Source organism: Acinetobacter sp. 809848 (assembly GCF_000581275.1).
GTDB classification, from domain to species: domain Bacteria; phylum Pseudomonadota; class Gammaproteobacteria; order Pseudomonadales; family Moraxellaceae; genus Acinetobacter; species Acinetobacter pittii.
This window is the reverse complement of the sequence record NZ_JEXG01000034.1, coordinates 15,238-36,824: the sequence shown is the minus strand read 5'-3', so window position 1 is coordinate 36,824 and position 21,587 is coordinate 15,238. Positions and strand designations below refer to the sequence as shown.

Annotated in this window: 23 protein-coding genes; 17 read left to right on the top strand and 6 right to left on the bottom strand. The window is 40.7% G+C overall.

Annotated elements, in window-relative coordinates; genetic code table 11:
• Window positions 1–186: 186 nt before the first annotated feature.
• From guaA to J536_RS19720, 6 genes are all read left to right on the top strand, one after another.
• On the top strand, window positions 187–1,755 hold the full coding sequence (gene guaA / locus J536_RS19745) for a glutamine-hydrolyzing GMP synthase (RefSeq protein ID WP_002114136.1): 1,569 nt from the start codon (window positions 187–189) through the stop codon (window positions 1,753–1,755).
• Window positions 1,756–1,945: 190 nt separating this feature from the next.
• Window positions 1,946–2,437 carry a PadR family transcriptional regulator gene (locus J536_RS19740; RefSeq protein ID WP_032013147.1) on the top strand — a complete coding sequence of 164 codons (492 nt, stop codon included), beginning with the start codon at window positions 1,946–1,948 and terminating at the stop codon, window positions 2,435–2,437.
• A 60-nt stretch (window positions 2,438–2,497) separates the two neighbouring features.
• Entirely contained in the window at window positions 2,498–2,803 is a 306-nt protein-coding gene (locus J536_RS19735) for a DUF3861 domain-containing protein (protein WP_002114086.1), read from the top strand.
• 156 nt (window positions 2,804–2,959) lie between these two features.
• Window positions 2,960–3,907 (top strand): pirin family protein, encoded by a 948-nt coding sequence (locus J536_RS19730; protein ID WP_032013149.1) that lies wholly within the window; start codon window positions 2,960–2,962, stop codon window positions 3,905–3,907.
• A complete protein-coding gene (locus J536_RS19725) occupies window positions 3,904–4,311 on the top strand; it encodes an OsmC family protein (RefSeq protein ID WP_002114081.1) in 408 nt (135 codons plus the stop codon). The genes J536_RS19730 and J536_RS19725 overlap by 4 nt, the downstream gene beginning before the upstream one ends.
• A gap of 113 nt (window positions 4,312–4,424) precedes the next feature.
• Window positions 4,425–5,093 (top strand): glutathione S-transferase family protein, encoded by a 669-nt coding sequence (locus J536_RS19720; protein ID WP_032013151.1) that lies wholly within the window; start codon window positions 4,425–4,427, stop codon window positions 5,091–5,093.
• A 35-nt stretch (window positions 5,094–5,128) separates the two neighbouring features.
• Here the strand turns inward: J536_RS19720 and J536_RS19715 are convergent, their stop codons facing one another.
• Together J536_RS19715 and argS are read right to left on the bottom strand one after the other, a co-directional pair.
• Window positions 5,129–5,743 carry an SPOR domain-containing protein gene (locus J536_RS19715; protein WP_032063709.1) on the bottom strand — a complete coding sequence of 205 codons (615 nt, stop codon included), beginning with the start codon at window positions 5,741–5,743 and terminating at the stop codon, window positions 5,129–5,131.
• A 155-nt stretch (window positions 5,744–5,898) separates the two neighbouring features.
• The gene (argS, locus tag J536_RS19710; RefSeq protein ID WP_032013153.1) at window positions 5,899–7,689 is read right to left on the bottom strand and encodes an arginine--tRNA ligase; all 1,791 of its coding nucleotides are present in this window, start codon (window positions 7,687–7,689) and stop codon (window positions 5,899–5,901) included.
• Window positions 7,690–8,183: 494 nt separating this feature from the next.
• Here argS and J536_RS19700 point away from each other — a divergent pair, with 494 nt between their 5' ends.
• Window positions 8,184–9,881: an NAD-dependent malic enzyme gene (locus tag J536_RS19700; protein ID WP_032063706.1), complete on the top strand. Its 1,698-nt coding sequence runs from the start codon at window positions 8,184–8,186 to the stop codon at window positions 9,879–9,881.
• Between the two features lie 44 nt (window positions 9,882–9,925).
• On the opposite strand, the gene J536_RS19695 is transcribed toward J536_RS19700, so the two are convergent.
• Window positions 9,926–10,846, bottom strand: a complete 921-nt coding sequence (locus tag J536_RS19695; protein WP_005071991.1) for a Dyp-type peroxidase — start codon at window positions 10,844–10,846, stop codon at window positions 9,926–9,928.
• Window positions 10,847–11,004: 158 nt separating this feature from the next.
• On the opposite strand from J536_RS19695, the gene J536_RS19690 reads away from it, so the two are divergent.
• Window positions 11,005–11,631 carry a LysE family transporter gene (locus J536_RS19690; protein ID WP_005071994.1) on the top strand — a complete coding sequence of 209 codons (627 nt, stop codon included), beginning with the start codon at window positions 11,005–11,007 and terminating at the stop codon, window positions 11,629–11,631.
• A 1-nt stretch (window position 11,632) separates the two neighbouring features.
• Here the strand turns inward: J536_RS19690 and znuB are convergent, their stop codons facing one another.
• From znuB to J536_RS19675, 3 genes are read right to left on the bottom strand one after another with little or no spacing between them, the layout of a single operon-like run.
• Window positions 11,633–12,442, bottom strand: coding sequence for a zinc ABC transporter permease subunit ZnuB (gene znuB, locus J536_RS19685; protein WP_032013082.1), 810 nt, complete (start codon window positions 12,440–12,442; stop codon window positions 11,633–11,635).
• Between the two features lie 3 nt (window positions 12,443–12,445).
• Window positions 12,446–13,234, bottom strand: coding sequence for a zinc ABC transporter ATP-binding protein ZnuC (znuC, locus tag J536_RS19680; protein WP_014208124.1), 789 nt, complete (start codon window positions 13,232–13,234; stop codon window positions 12,446–12,448).
• Window positions 13,207–13,704 carry a transcriptional repressor gene (locus tag J536_RS19675; protein WP_032013083.1) on the bottom strand — a complete coding sequence of 166 codons (498 nt, stop codon included), beginning with the start codon at window positions 13,702–13,704 and terminating at the stop codon, window positions 13,207–13,209. The genes znuC and J536_RS19675 overlap by 28 nt, the downstream gene beginning before the upstream one ends.
• Before the next feature lie 127 nt (window positions 13,705–13,831).
• Between J536_RS19675 and J536_RS19670 the strand changes: the two genes are divergently transcribed.
• The 9 genes from J536_RS19670 to atpD all read left to right on the top strand — a co-directional run bounded on the left by J536_RS19670 (window position 13,832) and on the right by atpD (window position 21,571).
• Window positions 13,832–14,671 (top strand): metal ABC transporter solute-binding protein, Zn/Mn family, encoded by an 840-nt coding sequence (locus J536_RS19670; RefSeq protein ID WP_032013085.1) that lies wholly within the window; start codon window positions 13,832–13,834, stop codon window positions 14,669–14,671.
• A 170-nt stretch (window positions 14,672–14,841) separates the two neighbouring features.
• Window positions 14,842–15,240, top strand: a complete 399-nt coding sequence (locus J536_RS19665; protein ID WP_005072004.1) for an ATP synthase subunit I — start codon at window positions 14,842–14,844, stop codon at window positions 15,238–15,240.
• Between the two features lie 104 nt (window positions 15,241–15,344).
• Window positions 15,345–16,220: a F0F1 ATP synthase subunit A gene (gene atpB, locus J536_RS19660; protein ID WP_002114072.1), complete on the top strand. Its 876-nt coding sequence runs from the start codon at window positions 15,345–15,347 to the stop codon at window positions 16,218–16,220.
• An 84-nt stretch (window positions 16,221–16,304) separates the two neighbouring features.
• A complete protein-coding gene (gene atpE / locus J536_RS19655; RefSeq protein ID WP_000424060.1) occupies window positions 16,305–16,550 on the top strand; it encodes a F0F1 ATP synthase subunit C in 246 nt (81 codons plus the stop codon).
• A gap of 38 nt (window positions 16,551–16,588) precedes the next feature.
• Window positions 16,589–17,059, top strand: coding sequence for a F0F1 ATP synthase subunit B (locus tag J536_RS19650; protein ID WP_001024691.1), 471 nt, complete (start codon window positions 16,589–16,591; stop codon window positions 17,057–17,059).
• Between the two features lie 12 nt (window positions 17,060–17,071).
• Window positions 17,072–17,608 carry a F0F1 ATP synthase subunit delta gene (locus J536_RS19645; RefSeq protein WP_002114070.1) on the top strand — a complete coding sequence of 179 codons (537 nt, stop codon included), beginning with the start codon at window positions 17,072–17,074 and terminating at the stop codon, window positions 17,606–17,608.
• A gap of 46 nt (window positions 17,609–17,654) precedes the next feature.
• Entirely contained in the window at window positions 17,655–19,199 is a 1,545-nt protein-coding gene (atpA, locus tag J536_RS19640; RefSeq protein ID WP_002114049.1) for a F0F1 ATP synthase subunit alpha, read from the top strand.
• 77 nt (window positions 19,200–19,276) lie between these two features.
• Window positions 19,277–20,146: a F0F1 ATP synthase subunit gamma gene (gene atpG / locus J536_RS19635; RefSeq protein ID WP_002114131.1), complete on the top strand. Its 870-nt coding sequence runs from the start codon at window positions 19,277–19,279 to the stop codon at window positions 20,144–20,146.
• Window positions 20,147–20,176: 30 nt separating this feature from the next.
• Window positions 20,177–21,571, top strand: coding sequence for a F0F1 ATP synthase subunit beta (atpD, locus tag J536_RS19630; protein WP_002114045.1), 1,395 nt, complete (start codon window positions 20,177–20,179; stop codon window positions 21,569–21,571).
• The last annotated feature ends 16 nt before the right edge of the window (window positions 21,572–21,587 follow it).

Sequence of the window (21,587 nt, the reverse complement as noted above, 5' to 3'; positions counted from 1 at the left end):
ATGGAGTTTTTAAGCGTAACCCATACAGTTGATAAATATAAGTAAATTTTGATTTATATCAAACAATTCAATTATAGAAATGATTCTGATATGAAAAAAATAAGATATATGATGATTTGCGGTGCGTCCAAGCGCGAAAAATGTTAAAATGGCGCGCTTAATTCTTTTGCCATTTAGTGGTTTGTCATGACTACCAATACTCAAATTACTGAAGATCGTATCCTGATTCTGGATTTCGGCTCTCAATATAGTCAGCTCATTGCACGTCGTGTACGTGAAGCTGGTGTTTACTCTGAAATGTATGCTTTTGATATGTCTGAAGAAGACATTCGTGCTTTTAAGCCAAATGGCATTATTTTGTCAGGTGGACCTGAGAGTGTGCATGAAGAAGGTAGCCCTCGCGCACCACAAGTAGTGTTTGAGTTAGGCGTTCCAGTATTGGGTATTTGCTATGGCTTGCAAACCATGTCTGAACAGTTAGGCGGTAAAGTTGAGCCGGGTACTGTACATGAGTTTGGTTATGCCGAAGTTGATATCGTTAAACGCGATCAACTGATTGGTAACTTACAAGACCGTGAAAACCAACTTCATGTTTGGATGAGTCATGGTGACAAAGTTAGCCAGATTCCAGAAGGCTTTACCATTACTGCAAGCACACCAAGCTGTCCAGTTGCTGCTGTAAGTGATGAAGCGCGTCGTTTTTATGGCGTGCAATTCCACCCAGAAGTAACACACACGGCAAAAGGTGAAGAGTTACTTGCAAACTTCGTTCATAAAATTTGTGGATGTGGCGGTCTTTGGACGCCTGAACACATCATTGATTTACGTGTAGAACAATTACGTGAACAAATCGGTAATGAAAAAGTTCTTTTAGGTCTTTCTGGTGGTGTTGACTCATCTGTCGTTGCTGCGCTTTTACACAAAGCAATTGGCGACCAGTTAACATGTGTATTTGTTGATAATGGTTTACTTCGTTTAAACGAAGGTGATCAAGTGATGCAAATGTTTGCTGAAAACATGGGTATCCGTGTTATTCGTGCAGATGCTGAACAACGTTTCTTAACTGCATTGGCTGGTGAAGTTGATCCAGAGAAAAAACGTAAAATCATTGGCCGTGAATTCATTGAGGTATTTGCTGAAGAAGCACGTAAACTTGATGGCGTGAAATTCTTGGCACAAGGTACGATTTACCCAGACGTAATCGAATCTGCTGCAAGCAAACAAGGTAAAGCACACGTAATTAAATCACACCACAACGTGGGTGGTTTACCAGAAGATTTAGCATTTGAATTGGTAGAACCTTTACGCGACTTGTTCAAAGACGAAGTTCGTAAATTAGGTACTACACTTGGCTTGCCACATAGCATGATTTACCGCCATCCATTCCCGGGCCCTGGTTTAGGTGTTCGTATTTTGGGTGAAGTGAAGAAGGAATATGCTGATATTCTTCGTCTTGCTGATGACATCTTCATGCAAGAGCTTCGTGACAGCGGTTGGTATGATAAAACTGCTCAAGCATTTGCTGTGTTCCAACCAGTTAAGTCAGTTGGCGTAGTAGGTGACGGTCGTCGTTATGCATGGGTAATTGCGCTTCGTGCAGTTGAAACAGTTGACTTTATGACAGCTCGTTTTGCACATTTGCCATACGAATTAGTTGATAAAATCTCAACACGTATTATGAATGAAATTAAAGATGTATCACGTGTTGTATACGACGTGTCATCTAAACCACCAGCAACGATTGAGTGGGAATAATTTTCCGCTGTTTATTGTTAAAGAAAAGGACGCATTAGCGTCCTTTTTTATTACTTAGCTTTTAAAGCTCAAAATTAATTTTGATAACTATCAAAGCAATAGATCAACTCTTATTACTTTTACTTGATCAAAGATATATTAAGATATATCGTAATATACATAAATTAAACACATTAGAGAATCTTTAGAGATGAAACAACAATCAGAACATCATCGTTCGGGACGCCGTGGAAGACTTTTTGAAGCTGGACGCATGAAACTTTTGGTACTTCATCTCATTCAGCAAAACCCAAAGCATGGCTATGAAATCATTAAAGAAATAAGTGATTTGGTAGGCGATGGCTATACGCCAAGCGCAGGAACAATTTATCCAACATTAACAAGTCTTGAAGAAATGAATTTGATTAATTTGCTGGATGTAGAGCGTAAGCAATATCAAATCACGGAATTTGGGAAGGCTTACTTAACTGAACAACAAGACAAGTTGAACGAGTTATTAGAAAAACTACGCTTAAGACGAGAAATCCACAGTAATGATGAATTAATCGAAATTCACCGTGCAATGGAAAACCTAAAAACAGCCTTGCGTTTGAAGTTGAACTCGGCAGGTTTACAGCAAGAGCACATTTATCAAATTGCCGAAAAAATTGATCAGGCTGCTGTTGCTATTGGGCGGCTATAAATCGACCTTAAACAAGTTGAAATTTTTCAAAGTTATTAATTTTTAAGAGAGAATTTATATATGAAACAACATCAATATCATGTCACGGTACAACACTTAAAAAATGCAAAAGGAGAAGCTTCAACTTATACTGAACGCCTTGAATTCTATGCGGGAAATCATGACGATATTTTTGAAATTGTTGAACGCTTAAAAAAAGCAGATTTTTTTGATGATGAAACAACAAAATCTTTTGGAGTTGGGCTAAAACTTTTTAGTGAGGTTATGCTTGAAAACCGTGACCACCCACTATTTCAAGAGTTTCTCCCACAATTTGGTCAATTTATGAAAAACCTAAAACAGCTCGTTAAAACTCAATCATCTTAAGCTGCTCAATGCAGCTTTAATTTTATGTAATTAACAAATGATTGTCTCATTCATAGCACCCTGTGTATTACTAAAAGACTATATTGAATAATGAGTGTATTGTTAAGATCATTACAACGACTCATTGCAAAAGCATAGGTAAAAGAGAGTAATATCATGAGCAATAATAATGATTACGATATTTCTGATTCAAAGGATTGCGAAAAATTTGCCAATCAGTTTATTCAGGAATTTCCAATTCGCTCTGCTGAAATTGGACAGGGGACAGTCATTAAGCGGGCTTTACCTAGCCGACAAAAACGAATGATTGGTGCGTGGTGTTTCCTAGATCATGCGGGCCCAGTAACTTTTCCGGCGGGTGATGGTTTAGATGTTGGTCCTCATCCTCATATTGGTTTGCAAACCTTCACGTGGATGATTGAAGGCACCATGATGCATACCGATAGTCTAGGCTCAAAACAACTGATTCGACCTAAACAAGTTAATTTAATGACGGCAGGTCACGGAATTTCACATACAGAAGTTGCACCTGATACAGAAACTCAAATGCACGCTGCTCAGCTCTGGATTGCCTTACCAGATGCTAAGCGCAACATGGATCCGAAATTTGAACATTATCCTGAACTGCCTGTTGTTGAGAAAGACGGTCTAGAGTTTACCGTGCTTGTGGGTGAATATTTGGCAACTACTTCTCCAGTAGTTGTACATACACCGTTAGTGGGTGTTGACCTCATTGCTACCGAAGATACTAAAACCCGCATTCCATTAAATCCTGAGTTTGAATATGGTTTTATGGCATTAGATGGTGTTGCCCATGTGAATGGCCATGAGTTAACGGCTGACAACATGGTGGTATTAGATACTGGTCTTAGTGAGATCGAAATTGAAGTAAAGAAAGGGAACCGTGTGCTGTTAGTTGGTGGTGAACCGTTTGAGACTCCAATTTTGCTATGGTGGAACTTTGTTGCACGTACAATGGATGATTTAAAAGAAGCCCGTGAGCAATGGATTAACCATGATGCACGTTTTGGTGAAATTCCAGATTATGTTGGTGCACGTTTAGAAGCCCCTGTTCTTCCAGATCAAATGAGAGCATCAAAATGACAGCAGTAATCGCAAGCAGTAAAGCAAAGCCCCTTGCTGAACAATGGAAGGGCGAAATCACCAGTGGTCGTCACCAATATTTTTGTGATGAGCCAGAAAAGTTAGAAGGGCAAGATCAAGGCCCAGCGCCATATGATTTGCTCACTGGAAGTTTAGCCGCGTGTACGCTCATTACTTTAAGAATGTACGCAAAGCATAAGGGTTATGATTTTGGTGAGTTTTCGGTTGAAATCGATTTTCATACCAATAGAGAACATGAAGAACATATAGAACGTCGTATTGTTTTTAAAGACTTGCCAAACGAAGAGCTTCAACAAAAAATCTTAGCGGTATGCGGTAAAACCCCAGTCACTAAAACTTTGTTACGTAGTTTAGACATTCATACTGTGCTTGTTACAGCGTAAAAATGCTATTTTGTTGAGGTGGATGATTTTATATCCATCCCACAAATGGAATAAAACAGCATGTTCAAATGCTGTTTTTTATGTAAAAAAGAAAAATAAAAGCAGGCAATAACATGATTAGTGTACACCACCTGGAATGTTCGCGATCGTTTCGAATTCTATGGGCTTTAGAAGAGTTGGGCTTAGATTATGATATTCATTATTATCAACGTCTACCTAACTATTCCGCTCCAGAAACATTGAAATGTATTCATCCTTTAGGTAAAGCTCCGATTTTGACTGATGATGAACAAGTCATCGCAGAATCAGCTGTGATTTTAGAATATTTACAGCAGCGTTATGATCAGAAGCAACAATTTAAACCTACAGAGCCACAAGATTTACAGCAGTATATTTACTGGATGCACTATGCAGAAGGTTCACTTATGCCGTTATTAGTCATGACTTTGGTCATGAATAGTGTAAACAAGCATGTGCCATGGTTAATTCAACCAGTAGCTAGAAAAATCACGGAAGGGGTGAAGGCAAATTTTGTTCGCCCACGTATGAAAGATCATATTAGTTTTTTAGAAAACTATTTGGCAGAGCATGAATATTTCGCAGGTGATTTTTCATTTGCTGATATTCAAATGAGTTTCCCACTGGAAGCTTTGCAATCACGTTTGCAAGGGAAATACCCTAATATTCAGGCTTTTTTACATCGTATTCAGCAAAGACCCGCATTTCAGAAAGCGAAACAAAAGGGAATGGGTTCTAATGAAAGGAATTGTGCTGATATTTAAAAGAAAAGGAACAAATATTTGTTCCTTCTTTATTTTCACTTGCGTTTGATCACGATTGAGTCAATGCCACTGTGTTGTAAGGTCTGCTGAGCAGCCAAGGCAGCATCTTGAGTATCATACGGTCCAGAAATAACGCGATACCATGTTTGTCCGTTTTCAGTACTTTTGACTACGTCCGCAGATAAGCCATTTAAAATGATTTCTGCACGGCGGGCATCAGCCTGATCAGGATCGTTATAACTACGAACTTGTAAAATATAGGTAGGTTGCTGAGGAGTTGTAGCTGACTGATTCGGATCAATTCCTACACTTTCAGAGGCGGCTGGTTGAGTGGTACTTGGTGCTTCAACGATCATAGCAGTGCCTTGATTTTTACTTTCAGGGATCGCTTGTTCAGGAATAGGGGTAACCTGTTGTTGAGGCAATAGGTCGTAGAAGCGATAGTCTTTATTAGTATCTTCTTCTTGATAATGTTCAGAAGTAATCTGATTTTTCGCAGGAACAGGTTGCCAAGGTTTCCAAAGCATAAGCATTACAGCGATACATAAGACCGCCAAAATAGCGACAAGTGTCCCTAACCATTTGGGAATTATGGGCTTTTTAGGCTTATTAGGTCTTTCAGATACACCGCGTTGCGTTTTGCCAAACACGTGGATTATTCCTCTGTATTTTGATTGTTTTTTAATTCGAGTTTGAGTCTCGTCTTACGATGCTAAAAACAGTGGTTTGTATTGATATTTTAACTATACAAACCACCGCTTACTATATTGCATGACCTTTAATTTGCTGTCATGCAATATATTTATTACATAGATTCTGGTGCAGATACACCAAGTAATTCTAAACCATTACGAAGCACTTGTTGTACATTGATTGAAAGCAATAAACGGGCTTGTGTAAGCTCTGCATCATCGCTTAATACTTTATGTTCATTGTACCAACCGTGGAATAGGGCAGCTAACTCTTTTAAGTAGTTACCAACCTGATGAGGTTCATATGCATTTGCAGCACGTAATACCGCGTCTGGGTATGCTGCCAGTTTAGCAAGAATCTCAGTTTCTGCATCAAGAGACAAGCGAGCTGCATGTGGACGAGCAGCGTTTACATCGAATTGTAAATCTGTGCTTGCTGCTTTTTCTAACATACGACAAATACGTGCGTGTGCATATTGAATATAGTACACAGCATTGTCTTTACTTTGTGAAACAGCAAGGTCAAGGTCAAAGTCGATGTGTTGTTCACTCTTACGCATTACGTAGTAGAAACGAGCTGCGTCATTGCCCACTTCTTTACGTAAGTCACGTAAAGTCACGAATTGACCTGAACGAGAAGACATTTGAACCATCTCGCCGCCACGCCATAAACTTACGAACTGAACTAAAAGAACAGTCAATTTCTTAGAGTCGTAACCCATTGCATCAATCGCCGCTTTTACGCGAGAAATATAGCCGTGGTGATCAGAACCCCAAATATCGATTAGGTCAGTATAACCACGTTGTAGTTTATTTAAGTGGTATGCAATGTCAGATGCAAAGTAAGTCGTTTGACCATTACGACGCTTAACAACACGGTCTTTTTCATCGCCAAATTCAGTCGATTTAAACCAGATGTTGCCATCTTTTTCATAAAGGAAGCCACGTTGGTCAAGTGTTTCTAAAGCTTCATCAATTTTTGCACTAAGCGATGCTTCACTAAACCATTGGTTGAACGTTACACCAAAGTCAGCAAGGTCATCTTTAATATCATCTAAAATGGCGTGAAGAGCAGCTTGGTGGAATACACGGTAGCCTTCACCTAATAATTGTTGTGAGTTGGCAATAAGGCCATCAATATGCTTTTCTTTATCACCAGATAACACAACTTTGTTGCCTTCGCTATCTAGCTCTTCAGCATATTGCACATCTTCTGGTACGTCTTTATAAACATGTGCAACTTCACGAACGTAAGCATCGCCATCTTTATCAATAATGCCTTGTGCGATTTCTTTAACGTAATCGCCTTGATATGCATTTTTAGGGAATACAAGGTCTTGTCCAAGTAGTTCCAAATAACGTAAATAAGTAGAAGTCGCCAAAATATCCATTTGACGGCCAGCATCATTCACGTAGTACTCACGGTCAACTTTAGCACCTGTTGCTTCAAGTAAATTAGCAACAGTCATACCGTATGCCGCACCACGACCATGACCTACGTGTAGGCTAGACGTTGGGTTTGCAGAAACAAATTCGACTTGAATCTTTTTCGCTGCATTTGCTTGGCTACGACCAAAAATTTCTTTTTGTGCTTGAATTTGATCAAGAATAGCAAAACGCTGGTCTGCATTTAAAAAGAAGTTAATAAATCCGGGTCCTGCGATTTCAGCTTTACTGATATCTGCCACTTCTGGTAATGCAGCGAGAACTTTCTCAGCTAAATCACGTGGTTTCATACCAGCAGCTTTCGAGCCGATCATGGCAATATTAGAAGCAAAGTCGCCATGGCTTCGGTCTTTGGTGCGTGTTAAGTTGCTTGTGTTTTTCCAGTCGGAAGGAAGCACCCCTTCTTGTTGAAGAGTTTGCACTGCATGGTCGAGAGCTGCTTGTATTGCCGTATTCATATCAATCGAAAATAGATGTCGCAGAAAAACGTCAAATATAGCAAATTTCCGATGACTTAGGGGAGGGGATTTAATATTCCAATAATTCTTTATGCAAATTACTGATGATTATTTTTTAAATGAATGTCGGTTGATGAATCGTCTAATTATTCTAGAAATGAAGAATTACAAGCCTTTTGGGTAATTTTAATGAATAAATTATGTGTTTAATTGAATATTATTTCCTGAGGAAATACCTGTTTCCGCTAAATCATATAATTATGGCTTTTAAAGTTGAGAAAATAAAAGAAATTTTTAAAATCATAAAAATATTAAAATACTGATTTTTATTATTTATTTTTAAACATGTTTTAACTAAATAGTGTTTAATTTTAACATCACGGTTTAAAATATCTATTTTGATCGAATTAGGCTTAAGCTTATACGCACAAAGAGTTTTAGAGACCATACAAAACGTGTTTTTCTCTACTCTAAGCTGGAAAATGAGATAGGCAATGATATCAGGACACCCAAGTAAACATCCCCTTTATATTCCATATGCAGGTTTTACACTTTTAGAGTTACCACTCTTAAATAAAGGTTCGGCTTTCACTGAAGAAGAAAGAAGTAACTTTAACTTACACGGTTTACTCCCCCATATTATTGAAACTATTGAAGAGCAGAGCCAGCGCTCTTATCAGCAATATTGCGCTTTTACTGATGATATCAATCGACATATCTATTTGCGTAATATCCAAGATACCAACGAAACCTTGTTCTATCATTTAATCGAAAATCATCTTGAAGAAATGATGCCGATTATTTATACCCCAACAGTGGGTGAAGCATGTCAGCGTTTCTCCGATATCTATCGTCGTCATCGTGGCGTTTTTATTTCATATCCAGATCGTGATGTGATTGATGATATTTTGCAAAACGTAAATAAAAATAATGTAAAAGTGATCGTCATTACTGATGGTGAGCGTATCTTAGGTCTTGGTGACCAAGGCATTGGTGGTATGGGTATTCCTATTGGGAAGCTTTCACTTTACACCGCTTGTGGCGGAATTAGTCCAGCCTATACATTGCCAATCACAATTGATGTGGGGACAAATAATCCACAATTGTTAAATGATCCGATCTATATGGGTTGGCGTCAGCCACGTATTAGTGGTGATGAATATTATGCATTTGTCGATATGGTGATTGAAGCTGTAAAGCGTCGTTGGCCAAAAGCATTAATTCAGTTTGAAGATTTCGCACAAAAAAATGCGATGCCACTTTTAGAAAAATATCGCGATAAGATTTGTTGTTTTAACGATGATATTCAAGGAACAGCAGCGGTATCTGTAGGTAGTTTGATTGCTGCAAGTCGTGCAGCAGGCAAGCAATTAAAAGATCAAACAATTGCTTTCTTAGGCGCGGGCTCTGCGGGATGCGGTATTGCAGAGCAAATTGTTGCGCAAATGGTTGCTGAAGGCCTGACTGATTCTGAAGCACGTGTACGCGTTTATATGGTTGATCGTTTTGGCTTGATTACCGAAAACCAGCCAAACTTATTGGACTTCCAACGCAAATTGGCGCAAAAAGCTGAGGTGGTTGATCAATGGGGCAATATTGAAGAAGTGATTTCACTCCTTGATGTTGTTAAAAATGCTAAGCCTACAGTGTTAATTGGCGTTTCTGGTCAACCGGGTCTCTTCACAGAAGAGATTATTAAAACCATGGCAGCGAATTGTGAACGACCAATTGTCATGCCATTGTCTAACCCAACTTCACGTGTTGAAGCTGTGCCAGCAGATATTGTGGAGTGGACTGAAGGTAGAGCGTTAATCGCAACAGGTAGTCCGTTTGCTCCTGTGAATCATCACGGCAAACTTTATAATATTTCTCAGTGTAATAACTCGTACATTTTCCCGGGCATTGGGCTGGGTGTGGTGGCATCGGGTGCTAAACGCGTTACTGAAAATATGTTAATGGCTTCAAGTAGTGCTTTAGCGAATTGCTCACCTCTACTAAAAGATCCGCAAGCTGATTTATTACCACCTTTAGGGGAAATTCAGCAAGTCTCTAAAGTGATTGCATTTGAAGTTGCGAAAGCTGCCATGGCAGATGGCGTGGCTGTAACGATTAGTGATGACTTACTACAGCAAAAAATAGATCAATCATTCTGGAAACCTGAATACCGCAAATATAAGCGTATTCCTTTCTAAGGTTGAGAACGTAAAAAGAGGAGCTTAAGCTCCTCTTTTTTATTTTAGTCTTCTAAAACTTCTTCTAATAACTCTTCGCTAGGTGCAAAGTAATATGCGCCGTCTAGTGGTGTCACGAAATGCAATAGGCGATCATGGATACCATCTCCACTTGTACCGAACATACGTTTTAGCATGGCATCAATAATGTTCAGGTCCTTGGTGTAGGCAATGAAAAATAAACCTTGATCACCTCGGCCGTCACCATAAGGCAGACTATGACGCAAGATTTCCATTTCTTCGCCTTCATCATCTTCGACAACAGTACGGGCAACGTGGGCATTTTCTGGTTTAACGTCATCATCCAGTTCAATTGACTCAAGCTTAGTACGACCCATGACATTTTCTTGAGCATCAACTTTTAGTTTTTTCCATTTTTCTAAGTTATGTGCATAGCGCTGCGCGAAAATGAAACTGCCATCAGCAAAAACTCCCGCGCTTTCTGGCAATAGGGCTGTTTCTGCGCGGTCATCTGGAAATTGAGGGTTTTCTGTGCCGTCTATAAAGCCTGTAATATCTCGGCCATCAAAATAGCGGAAGCAAACACGCTCATCAAGAACTTCCACTTTATCTTTAATACCTTCAAAAAATGCTTGGCTTAATGCAAAACAAATATCAGAACGCATACTAGCAATATGGATGAGGACATCAGCTGGTACGACTGGCATATTGAATGCGCCGTTTTCTGGTTCAAGTTGTTTAAAGCCAGCAGGAGATTGACTGTAAAGTTGTTTCCAAAGTTCTGGACCAAAAGCGACTGCTGTTTTAATTTGCGCGTCTGAATGCTGAGTAATGAGACGGTCGCGTGTTTCAAACAACGCTTCGAGTTGTTCTTTTAATTCATCAATTGATAAGTCTTTTAAACGAAGAACAATAAATCGGGCATGATCTGATGGCAACGGCAAAATGACAGATTGAGCAGTCATTGGAAGGTATCTCCTCAATTATAATTTAGTATGAGCTTTAATTATTGTGCCTGATGCGAAGAGCGGTTAGTAGTCTATTTCTTGATTTTATTGTTTGAATTCTCATCAATATAGTTTTATAAAACAGTATAATTCCACTTTTATTGTCTATTTTTACTATGTCTTTGCAAGTTTGGTTTGCCTATATGTTGGCCTGTTGGGTCATTAGTGTCTCTCCGGGTGCGGGAGCTATTGCCTCAATGTCGAGTGGTCTAAACTATGGTTTTAGACATGGTTACTGGAATGCAATCGGTTTGCAAGTTGCCTTAGTGCTTCAAATTATGGTGGTGGCAGCAGGTGTTGGGGTCTTATTTGCCACAACTCCTTTAGCTTTTCAGGCCGTTAAGTGGTTTGGCGTAGCTTATTTATTGTATTTGGCCTATTTGCAGTGGACAGCACCTGTAAAAGATATAGAAATTCAACAAGAAAAAAGAGATAAGTCTGCTTTAGCTCTGCTATTAAATGGTTTTGTGGTTAATATTAGCAATCCTAAAGCGATCGTATTTTTATTGGCGGTTTTACCGCAGTTCTTAGATTTAAGTAAGCCTCAATGGATACAATATTTAATTATGGCGGCTACTATGATTACGATCGATTTGATTGTAATGGCTGGATATACGGGGCTGGCATCCAAGGTTTTAAGATTACTTCGATCCCCTAGACAGCAAAAATATTTAAATCGGGGCTTTGCTGTGATGTTTAGCTGTGCGGCTTTATTATTGAGCACAGTTCATCAGGCGTCCTAACTTAGGCCGCCTGTGTCTGATTTTTTAGTTTTTGAGTTATAAAAATAACGGCAAAACTTAATGCCATACATAAAACGATACTAAGACCTGTAGAGATATTAAGTGCTGCACTTGACCATAAACCGACACTAACACCGAGCTGGGCTAACACGAATGCCCAAATAACCATTTGCTTTGGTGAGTTTGCCAATAGACGAGCGCTTAAGGCTGGTATTACGAGTAATGCGCCCATTAGCAAAGAACCTACGGCACGCAAAGCTAAAACTGTAAATAAGGCTAATAACAGCATAAAAATAAGGCGTTGCCAGTTTGCATTCACCCCTTCACTAATTGCGATATCTGGATCAATTGCAAACTGTATTTGTGGCTGCCAAAAACGGTAAAGAATTACGAGTGATATCGCAATAATTAAAGTGAAAACAGGAAGATCTGGCCAATCAATACTCAGTAAATCGCCAAACAAATAACTTAAAAGCTCTGGCCTTAAACTTGGAACATGTTGAATAAATAGTAAACCGCTACAGAGTAATGTCGCTGAACATAAGGCTAGCAGAGCATCATTGGGTAAACGGTTGTCATGTAAGGCCCATAAAACGCCTACCAATAAACCCGCCGTACCTGCAACACCAAGCCATAATGGAAGACTTAAAGCTCCCGCAATAGCTACCCCAAGTAGTGTTCCGTGCGCCATCGTGTCAGCAAAAAAAGACATGCGTCTCCAAAGCATTAAACAACCCAGGGGTGCGGTTAAAAATACTAGCAGAGTTCCCATAATCCATGCGGGTAACAATAATTGTAACCATTCCATCATGGCTTAAGCTTCCGGTTCTGGGTGAATATGAGGACGGTCATTATGAGGGCAGGGGTGTGCAGCATCACCGTGAGCACAATGGTCATGATGATGTTGATAGAAAACCCTTTGAGTTCCAAATATTGCCTGATATTCAGGATGTTGTTGGATATTTTCGGGCAGCCCGCTACAGCAAATATGTTTATTTAAACACACTACACGGTGTGTTCCTTGCATCACCCATTGTAAGTCATGAGAAACAATTAGGATCGCACAACCATATCGTTCTGGCAGGCTACGAACATAATCATAAAGTTCCGCTTCTGACTGAATATCTAGGCCTTGCATGGGTTCATCAAGAACTAAAATATCTGGCTGACGAAGCAGTGCACGAGCCAATAGTACTCTTTGGCGTTCCCCACCTGAAAGTTGTTGTACTTTTGATTGTTGTAACTTTGAAATACCTGTGTCTTGAATAATTTCCTGACGAAGGGCAGGGCTGCATTTTTCTAAATCAAGAAGGTCCTGAACACGTAAAGGAAGGCTGTGTGAAGGATTAAACTTTTGTGGCACATAAGCCATTTTAAGTTTTTTATGATTAATAACACGCCCGCTACTTGGTTGAAGAATACCGAGTAGAACTTTAATTAGTGTTGATTTGCCTGCACCATTGGGTCCAATTAAAGACACAATTTCATTTTGATGTAGGGCAAAATCAACTTTCTTTAATATATCCCGATCATCACGATGAACAGAAACCTGCTCAAGCTGAATTAATACAGGATTTAAGGAGTTGTGCGGCACTGTTGGCATTTCCCCGAAATTTCAATAATGCTGTGTTGAGCCACGAAGTCATCTGAAGCTGCAAGCTGGTCAAGCTGGTGTGTGAGGCCTTGAGAAGAAGCTTCTTTAACCATATGACATTCGGTACAAATCAGGAATGCTGCTTGATGGCCTTCACGCGGGTGGCAGCAAGGAATATACGCATTAATAGAAGTTAGGCGGTGAATGAGGCCTTTTTCTAATAAGAAATCTAAAGTTCTATATACAGTTGGAGGCGCAGCAGGGCGATCGGTTTGACTTTTTATACGTGCCAATAAGTCATAGGCACCCATTGGACCCGACGCATTTAAAATGAGTTCCAGAACTTCTTTGCGCAAAGGTGTAAGGCGTGCGCCAGTCGCAGAACATAAACTTTCTGCTTCAGCTAAACGGCTTGCGACATTATGGTGATCATGCACACCATGCAAAGAATCATGATGTTCATGCAAGCAGGAACTCATAGGGATAACCTCGAATTTTTAACGGAATATTAGCATGAAGCGATGCTTCATTCGATTAATCTTAGGTATTTTTGTAACTTTGTTATATTATAACATGCTTCGAGCTAATTTAAATTGATGGTCTGTCATGTTCCGTTTTTTTGTTTTCAGTATGTTCTCTCTTTTGAGTACGTTAGGGTGGAGTCAGGGTTTGGTGGTTTCTACGCACCCGATTTATCTGATTGCAAAAGAAGTCACTCAAGGGGTTGAAGAACCACAACTCTTATTAAAGGGACAAACTGGGCATGACGTACAATTAACCCCAGCGCATCGTAAAGCAATTAATGATGCTTCTTTGGTGATTTGGTTGGGTAAGGCCCATGAAGCACCTCTAAATAAATTACTAGGTAATAATAAGAAAGCAATTGCCTTATTAGATAGTGGCATCGTTTCTGTTTTGCCTCAGCGCAGTACACGTGGTGCAGCTTTACCTAACACAATAGATACCCATGTTTGGTTAGAGCCAAACAATGCGGTTCGAATTGGCTTTTTTATTGCTGCTTTGCGCTCTCAGCAACACCCTGAAAATAAGGCAAAGTACTGGAATAACGCCAATGTGTTTGCTCGTAAAATGTTGCAGGCGGCACAAGCTTACGATAGTTCAAGTAATGGCAAACCGTATTGGGCATATCATGATGCCTATCAATATTTAGAACGCTCACTAAACTTAAAGTTCGCTGGTGCTTTAACAGATGATCCTCACGTTGCACCAACAGCAGCTCAAATTAAGTATCTTAATGATAGTCGACCAAAAAATCAGATGTGTTTGTTGGCAGAGAGTTTTACCACTAAGAGTCAATATCAAAAATTAGGTAACATTACTTTTCAACCAGTAGACGAGAGCATGAATAATGAGGATGATTTCGTCACTGCATGGAAGAAACTGGCAATAAAAACTGATAAATGTGTATTAAGTACGCAAAAGTAAGATAAAAAGTAAACAAAGGCTGACTGTAGCGTCAGCACCACCTGTCATGAAAAACCCCGACTAAAGTCGGGAAAAGATTGCATGTTCAGGGGTGTAACTCTATAATGCCTGCGATTAAAAGCGATCATCAGCTAAACTTGTCAAGCATTTATGCTGTGAGTGGATAAATAATGAGCCAAACTAGTCGCTTGATTGACCGACGATTAGCAAAAGCTTTGGTCTTCTTACAAGCATGTATGATCCCTGTTTCCGCACTTGTGGCGTGGAGCATAAAAGACATGACAGCAGCATTAAGTGCGGCACTTGGTGCGTTGGTCTGCTGGCTTGCTACGGGTTATTTTTCGTGGCAATCCTTCAGAACAGCAGGTGCACGAGCATCAAAACAAGTGCTGTCTAACATGTATAGGGGCATGTTAGGCAAATTTGCAATCATGATCGTTGGATTTATTTTGATTTTGAGCAATGTTAAACCTTTATCACCGTTAGCATTGCTGTTTGGTTTTATTCTCGTTCAGGCAATGTCGTGGGTCGCTCCGTTTTGGGTGTCACGTCTACAAAAACGGGTGTAGAAACAAGAAGAATTGAAGATTTTTTGGAGGGTGGCGAGATATCGACAGTACGCCGATGTTCGTTTCCCTTCTTTTTAGTAATTGACATTGACCAGGTGTGATTTATGGCTGCTGAAGAACATGCCCTCACTTCGACAGAGTATATCAAGCATCACTTGACCAATATGACCTATGGCAAAATGCCAGACGGTACATGGAAATTGGCTGAGACTGCTGAAGAAGCTCATTCGATGGGGTTCACTGCAATTCACTTGGATTCAATGGGTTGGTCAATTGGCCTTGGTGTGATTTTCTGTTTGATGTTCTGGATCGTTGCGAAAGCTGCAAATGCAGGTGTTCCAACTAAATTCCAGTCAGCAATCGAAATGATCATTGAGTTTGTTGACTCAAGTGTCCGTGATACTTTTCATGGCAAATCACGTTTAATCGCTCCGCTTGCACTCACTATTTTCGTGTGGATTTTCCTCATGAACTTAATGGACTTGATCCCAGTTGACTGGATTCCTCAAGTTGCAGCGTTTGTAGGTGCAAACGTATTTGGTATGGACCCTCACCACGTTTACTTCAAGATCGTTCCATCTACAGATCCAAACATTACTTTAGGTATGTCTTTATCTGTATTTGTACTTATCTTGTTCTACAGCATCCGCGAAAAGGGTGTTGGTGGTTTCGTTGGCGAGTTGGCACTTAACCCATTTAACCCAAGTAATCCAGTTGCAAAAGCGTTGCTTATTCCAGTGAACTTGATTTTGGAATTGGTAACATTCCTTGCTCGTCCGATTTCATTAGCTCTCCGACTATTCGGTAACATGTATGCCGGTGAGTTGATCTTTATCCTAATTGCTTTATTGCCGTTCTGGATTCAATGGGCGTTGTCTGTGCCTTGGGCGATCTTCCACATTCTTGTAATCACGTTGCAGGCATTCATCTTTATGATGCTTACCATCGTTTACTTGAGCATGGCAAGCGAAAAACATTAATGGTATTGCCTAACTATCAAATGATGGTTGGGCTGAATTTTTTTAATTTAATTTGGTAATAACCTAACCTCTGAGGAATTTTTCATGGAACTCACTTTAGGTCTAGTTGCAATTGCATCTGCTATCTTGATCGCTTTCGGTGCTTTGGGTACTGCGATTGGTTTTGGTCTTTTGGGTGGTCGCTTTTTAGAAGCTGTTGCTCGTCAACCAGAATTGGCTCCACAACTTCAAACTCGTATGTTCTTAATCGCGGGTCTTCTTGATGCTGTGCCTATGATCGGTGTTGGTATTGGCTTGTTCTTCATCTTCGCTAATCCATTTGTAGGTTAATCATCTTAATTCCTAAATCCACTATTTGAGGAATTGCAATGAATATCAACCTCACATTGATTGGTCAAGCGATTGCGTTTGCATTCTTTGTTGCATTCTGCATGAAGTTTGTTTGGCCACCACTAATCAATGCGATTAGTGAGCGTCAGCGTAAAATCGCTGATGGCTTAAATGCAGCAGAAAAAGCGAAAGCTGACCTTGCCGATGCACAAGCGCAAGTTAAGCAAGAGCTTGATGCAGCTAAAGCACAAGCGGCTCAATTGATCGAACAAGCGAACCGTCGTGCAGCGCAATTGATCGAAGAAGCTCGTACTCAAGCTGCGGCTGAAGGTGAGCGTATTCGTCAACAGGCTAAAGAAGCTGTTGATCAAGAAATCAATTCTGCTCGCGAAGAATTACGTCAACAAGTAGCTGCTTTGGCAGTAACTGGTGCAGAAAAAATCCTGAACCAGCAAGTTGATGCAGAAGCTCATAACGCCATGCTGTCTCAGCTGGCTGCTAAACTTTAAGCGAGGCGAATTATGGCTGAACTCTTGACGTTGGCACGTCCGTATGCCAAAGCAGCATTTGCTTATGCTTCTGAGCAAGGTGCAACAGACAATTGGTCGAATGCGTTACAAGTGCTCAGTGCTGCGGTGCAAGACGAAGCATTTTCCGCTTATTTAAATCGCCCTGAACTTACTCCTGCGGAGCAAGTGAAGCTTTTTGCTAAAGTTTTAGGTGAAGATCAATCTCAAGCAGTGTCTAACTTTTTGACACTTCTTGCAGATAACGATCGTTTAATGCTGTTACCTGAAATTGAAGCAGAATATGAACAGCTTAAATCACAGAATAACAACAATGTGGATGTCGTGATTGAATCGGCTTTCCCGTTAACTGCTGAACAAGAGCAACTGTTGAAATCTGCTTTAGAAAAGCGTTTTAACAGTACAGTAACTGTTTCAGTTGAAGTTAAACCTGAGCTTATTGCAGGTGTTGTAATTCGTGCAGGCGATCAAGTGATAGATGATTCTGCGCTTAACAAGCTTGAAAAAATGCGTACTCGTCTTCTTGCATAATGCAAATGATGAAGACTGAACTAATAAAAGATTGAGGAATAGCGCAATGCAACAACTGAATCCATCCGAGATCAGTGCGCTCATTAAACAGCGTATCGGAGATCTGGACACCAGCGCGACCGCTAAAAACGAAGGTACCATTGTTATGGTATCCGACGGTATCGTGCGCATTCACGGTCTTGCTGATGCAATGTACGGTGAAATGATCGAATTCGACGGCGGCTTATTTGGTATGGCACTGAACCTAGAACAGGATTCAGTGGGTGCCGTTGTTTTAGGTAACTACCTAAGCCTTCAAGAAGGTCAAAAAGCTCGTTGTACAGGTCGTGTATTAGAAGTTCCAGTTGGTCCTGAACTTCTTGGCCGTGTTGTCGACGCTTTGGGTAACCCAATTGATGGTAAAGGCCCAATTGATGCGAAATTAACTGATGCTGTTGAAAAAGTAGCACCAGGCGTAATTTGGCGTCAATCTGTAGATGAGCCTGTTCAAACTGGTTATAAATCAGTTGATACAATGATTCCTGTTGGTCGTGGCCAACGTGAGTTGATCATCGGTGACCGTCAAACTGGTAAAACAGCGATGGCGATCGATGCGATTATCGCTCAGAAAAACTCTGGCATTAAATGTGTATACGTTGCGATTGGTCAAAAACAATCAACAATTGCAAACGTTGTACGTAAGCTAGAAGAAACTGGCGCTATGGCGTATACAACTGTTGTTGCTGCTGCGGCTGCTGATCCTGCTGCAATGCAGTACTTAGCTCCGTACTCTGGCTGTACAATGGGTGAGTACTTCCGTGACCGCGGTGAAGACGCTCTTATTATTTATGATGATTTGTCTAAGCAAGCTGTTGCTTACCGTCAAATTTCATTACTTTTACGTCGTCCACCAGGTCGTGAAGCGTATCCAGGTGACGTATTCTATCTTCACTCACGTCTTCTTGAACGTGCTTCTCGTGTATCTGCTGACTACGTTGAGAAATTCACTAATGGTGCAGTAACTGGTCAAACTGGTTCTTTAACTGCATTGCCAATTATTGAAACTCAAGCAGGTGACGTATCTGCATTCGTACCAACGAACGTAATTTCGATTACTGACGGTCAGATCTTCTTAGAAACATCATTATTCAACGCAGGTATTCGTCCTGCTGTGAACGCGGGTATCTCTGTATCTCGTGTTGGTGGTTCTGCTCAAACCAAGATCATCAAAAAATTGTCTGGTGGTATCCGTACTGCTTTAGCACAATACCGTGAATTGGCTGCGTTTGCTCAGTTCGCTTCTGACCTTGATGAAGCAACTCGTAAGCAACTTGAACATGGTCAACGTGTAACTGAGTTAATGAAGCAAAAACAATATGCTCCTTACTCAATTGCTGACCAAGCTGTTTCTGTTTATGCATCTAACGAAGGCTACATGGCTGACGTAGAAGTTAAGAAAATCGTAGACTTTGATGCTGCGTTAATTTCTTACTTCCGCTCAGAATATGCTCCGTTGATGAAACAAATCGATGAAACTGGTGATTACAACAAAGACATCGAAGCAGCAATCAAAGCAGGTATTGAAAGCTTTAAAGCGACTCAAACTTACTAAGTTTAGTTTTAGTTAAGTTTGGTTCACGGATCAACCTTCGGAAGCTCGAAAGAGCTTTCGAATACTAGGTTAAGCGTATGGCAAATTTAAAAGAAATTCGCGCCAAAGTAGCTAGTATCAAGAGCACGCAAAAGATTACTCGCGCGATGCAAATGGTAGCTGCTTCTAAAATGCGTCGTGCGCAAGAGCGCATGGCTCAGGGCCGTCCGTATGCCGATAATATGCGCCGTGTAATTGCTCACTTGGTACAAGCAAACCCTGAATACAAACACCGTTATATGGTTGACCGCCCAGTTAAGCGTGTTGGCTATATCGTAGTGTCTTCAGATCGTGGTTTGGCAGGTGGCTTGAACATTAACTTGTTCAAGAAAGTTGTGCAGCATGTCAAAGCACAACAACAGCAGTCAATTGAAGTTGAATTTGCTTTAATTGGTCAAAAAGCGGTTTCGTTTTTTAAGAATTACGGCGGTAAAGTGCTCGGTGCAACTACCCAACTTGGCGATGCGCCGAGTTTGGAACAGTTAACTGGCTCAGTCCAAGTTATGCTTGATGCATTTGATAAAGGCGAATTAGATCGTATCTATCTCGTATCAAATGGCTTCGTTAATGCAATGACTCAGCAGCCTAAAGTAGAACAACTTGTTCCTTTAGCACCAGCAGAAGAAGGCGATGATCTCAACCGTACTTATGGTTGGGACTATATCTACGAACCAGAAGCAGAAGAATTGTTAAATGGTTTGTTGGTTCGCTATATCGAGTCTATGGTTTATCAAGGTGTGATTGAAAACGTTGCATGTGAGCAGTCAGCTCGTATGGTCGCGATGAAAGCAGCGACAGACAACGCAGGACAATTGATTAAAGACCTACAACTCATTTACAACAAGCTGCGTCAAGCCGCGATTACTCAGGAAATTTCCGAGATCGTTGGCGGTGCCGCTGCCGTTTAACATTATTAAGTTTGAATTGAGGAGACAGCAATGAGTAGCGGTCGTATCATTCAGATCATCGGCGCGGTTATCGACGTCGAGTTTGAGCGCAATAGCGTTCCTAAGATCTATGACGCTCTCCAAGTTGACGGTACTGAAACTACATTAGAAGTTCAGCAACAGCTTGGCGATGGTGTTGTTCGTACCATCGCAATGGGTTCTACAGAAGGTCTTAAACGTGGCCTTAATGTAACTAGCACAAATGCACCGATTTCTGTTCCAGTAGGTCCAGCTACGCTTGGTCGTATCATGGACGTTTTGGGCCGCCCAATTGATGAAGCAGGTCCTGTAGCGACTGAAGAGCGTTTGCCGATTCACCGTCAAGCCCCTTCTTATGCTGAACAAGCAGCTTCTACTGATCTTTTAGAAACTGGTATTAAAGTAATTGACTTACTTTGCCCGTTCGCAAAAGGTGGTAAAGTTGGTCTATTCGGTGGTGCTGGTGTTGGTAAAACCGTTAACATGATGGAGTTGATCAACAACATCGCGAAAGCTCACTCAGGTTTATCTGTGTTTGCTGGTGTTGGTGAGCGTACTCGTGAAGGTAACGACTTCTATCACGAAATGAAAGATTCTAACGTTCTTGACAAAGTAGCAATGGTCTACGGTCAGATGAACGAGCCACCAGGTAACCGTTTACGCGTAGCGTTAACTGGTTTGACTATGGCTGAATACTTCCGTGATCAAAAAGACGAAAATGGTAAAGGTCGTGACGTATTATTATTCGTCGACAACATCTACCGTTATACACTTGCGGGTACTGAAGTATCAGCATTGTTAGGTCGTATGCCATCTGCGGTAGGTTACCAACCTACACTTGCAGAAGAAATGGGTGTTCTTCAAGAGCGTATTACATCTACTAAATCTGGTTCGATCACATCGATCCAAGCGGTATATGTACCTGCCGATGACTTAACAGATCCATCTCCTGCAACTACATTTGCTCACTTAGATGCAACAGTAGTATTGAGCCGTGACATCGCATCTTCTGGTATCTATCCAGCGATCGATCCACTTGACTCAACTTCACGTCAGTTAGACCCATTAGTTGTTGGTCAAGAGCACTATGAAATTGCGCGTGCAGTACAAAACGTATTGCAACGTTATAAAGAGCTTAAAGACATCATCGCAATCTTGGGTATGGATGAATTAGCTGAAGAAGATAAATTGGTTGTTTACCGTGCGCGTAAAATCCAACGTTTCTTCTCTCAACCATTCCACGTAGCTGAAGTGTTTACTGGTGCTCCTGGTAAATTAGTACCGCTTAAAGAAACGATTCGTGGCTTTAAAGGTCTATTAGCTGGTGAATACGATCACATCCCAGAACAAGCGTTCTATATGGTTGGTGGTATTGACGAAGTGATTGCTAAAGCTGAGAAACTCTAATTTAAGGAGATCATCT

What these genes read in the sequence shown, in the direction of transcription:
- guaA (WP_002114136.1), top strand. Translation starts at nt 187, where the DNA reads ATGACTACCAATACTCAAATTACTGAAGATCGTATCCTGATTCTGGAT.
- J536_RS19740 (WP_032013147.1), top strand. Translation starts at nt 1,946, where the DNA reads ATGAAACAACAATCAGAACATCATCGTTCGGGACGCCGTGGAAGACTT.
- J536_RS19735 (WP_002114086.1), top strand. Translation starts at nt 2,498, where the DNA reads ATGAAACAACATCAATATCATGTCACGGTACAACACTTAAAAAATGCA.
- J536_RS19730 (WP_032013149.1), top strand. Translation starts at nt 2,960, where the DNA reads ATGAGCAATAATAATGATTACGATATTTCTGATTCAAAGGATTGCGAA.
- J536_RS19725 (WP_002114081.1), top strand. Translation starts at nt 3,904, where the DNA reads ATGACAGCAGTAATCGCAAGCAGTAAAGCAAAGCCCCTTGCTGAACAA.
- J536_RS19720 (WP_032013151.1), top strand. Translation starts at nt 4,425, where the DNA reads ATGATTAGTGTACACCACCTGGAATGTTCGCGATCGTTTCGAATTCTA.
- argS (WP_032013153.1), bottom strand. Translation starts at nt 7,689, where the DNA reads ATGAATACGGCAATACAAGCAGCTCTCGACCATGCAGTGCAAACTCTT.
- J536_RS19700 (WP_032063706.1), top strand. Translation starts at nt 8,184, where the DNA reads ATGATATCAGGACACCCAAGTAAACATCCCCTTTATATTCCATATGCA.
- J536_RS19695 (WP_005071991.1), bottom strand. Translation starts at nt 10,846, where the DNA reads ATGACTGCTCAATCTGTCATTTTGCCGTTGCCATCAGATCATGCCCGA.
- J536_RS19690 (WP_005071994.1), top strand. Translation starts at nt 11,005, where the DNA reads ATGTCTTTGCAAGTTTGGTTTGCCTATATGTTGGCCTGTTGGGTCATT.
- znuB (WP_032013082.1), bottom strand. Translation starts at nt 12,442, where the DNA reads ATGATGGAATGGTTACAATTATTGTTACCCGCATGGATTATGGGAACT.
- znuC (WP_014208124.1), bottom strand. Translation starts at nt 13,234, where the DNA reads ATGCCAACAGTGCCGCACAACTCCTTAAATCCTGTATTAATTCAGCTT.
- J536_RS19675 (WP_032013083.1), bottom strand. Translation starts at nt 13,704, where the DNA reads ATGAGTTCCTGCTTGCATGAACATCATGATTCTTTGCATGGTGTGCAT.
- J536_RS19670 (WP_032013085.1), top strand. Translation starts at nt 13,832, where the DNA reads ATGTTCCGTTTTTTTGTTTTCAGTATGTTCTCTCTTTTGAGTACGTTA.
- J536_RS19665 (WP_005072004.1), top strand. Translation starts at nt 14,842, where the DNA reads ATGAGCCAAACTAGTCGCTTGATTGACCGACGATTAGCAAAAGCTTTG.
- atpB (WP_002114072.1), top strand. Translation starts at nt 15,345, where the DNA reads ATGGCTGCTGAAGAACATGCCCTCACTTCGACAGAGTATATCAAGCAT.
- atpE (WP_000424060.1), top strand. Translation starts at nt 16,305, where the DNA reads ATGGAACTCACTTTAGGTCTAGTTGCAATTGCATCTGCTATCTTGATC.
- J536_RS19650 (WP_001024691.1), top strand. Translation starts at nt 16,589, where the DNA reads ATGAATATCAACCTCACATTGATTGGTCAAGCGATTGCGTTTGCATTC.
- J536_RS19645 (WP_002114070.1), top strand. Translation starts at nt 17,072, where the DNA reads ATGGCTGAACTCTTGACGTTGGCACGTCCGTATGCCAAAGCAGCATTT.
- atpA (WP_002114049.1), top strand. Translation starts at nt 17,655, where the DNA reads ATGCAACAACTGAATCCATCCGAGATCAGTGCGCTCATTAAACAGCGT.
- atpG (WP_002114131.1), top strand. Translation starts at nt 19,277, where the DNA reads ATGGCAAATTTAAAAGAAATTCGCGCCAAAGTAGCTAGTATCAAGAGC.
- atpD (WP_002114045.1), top strand. Translation starts at nt 20,177, where the DNA reads ATGAGTAGCGGTCGTATCATTCAGATCATCGGCGCGGTTATCGACGTC.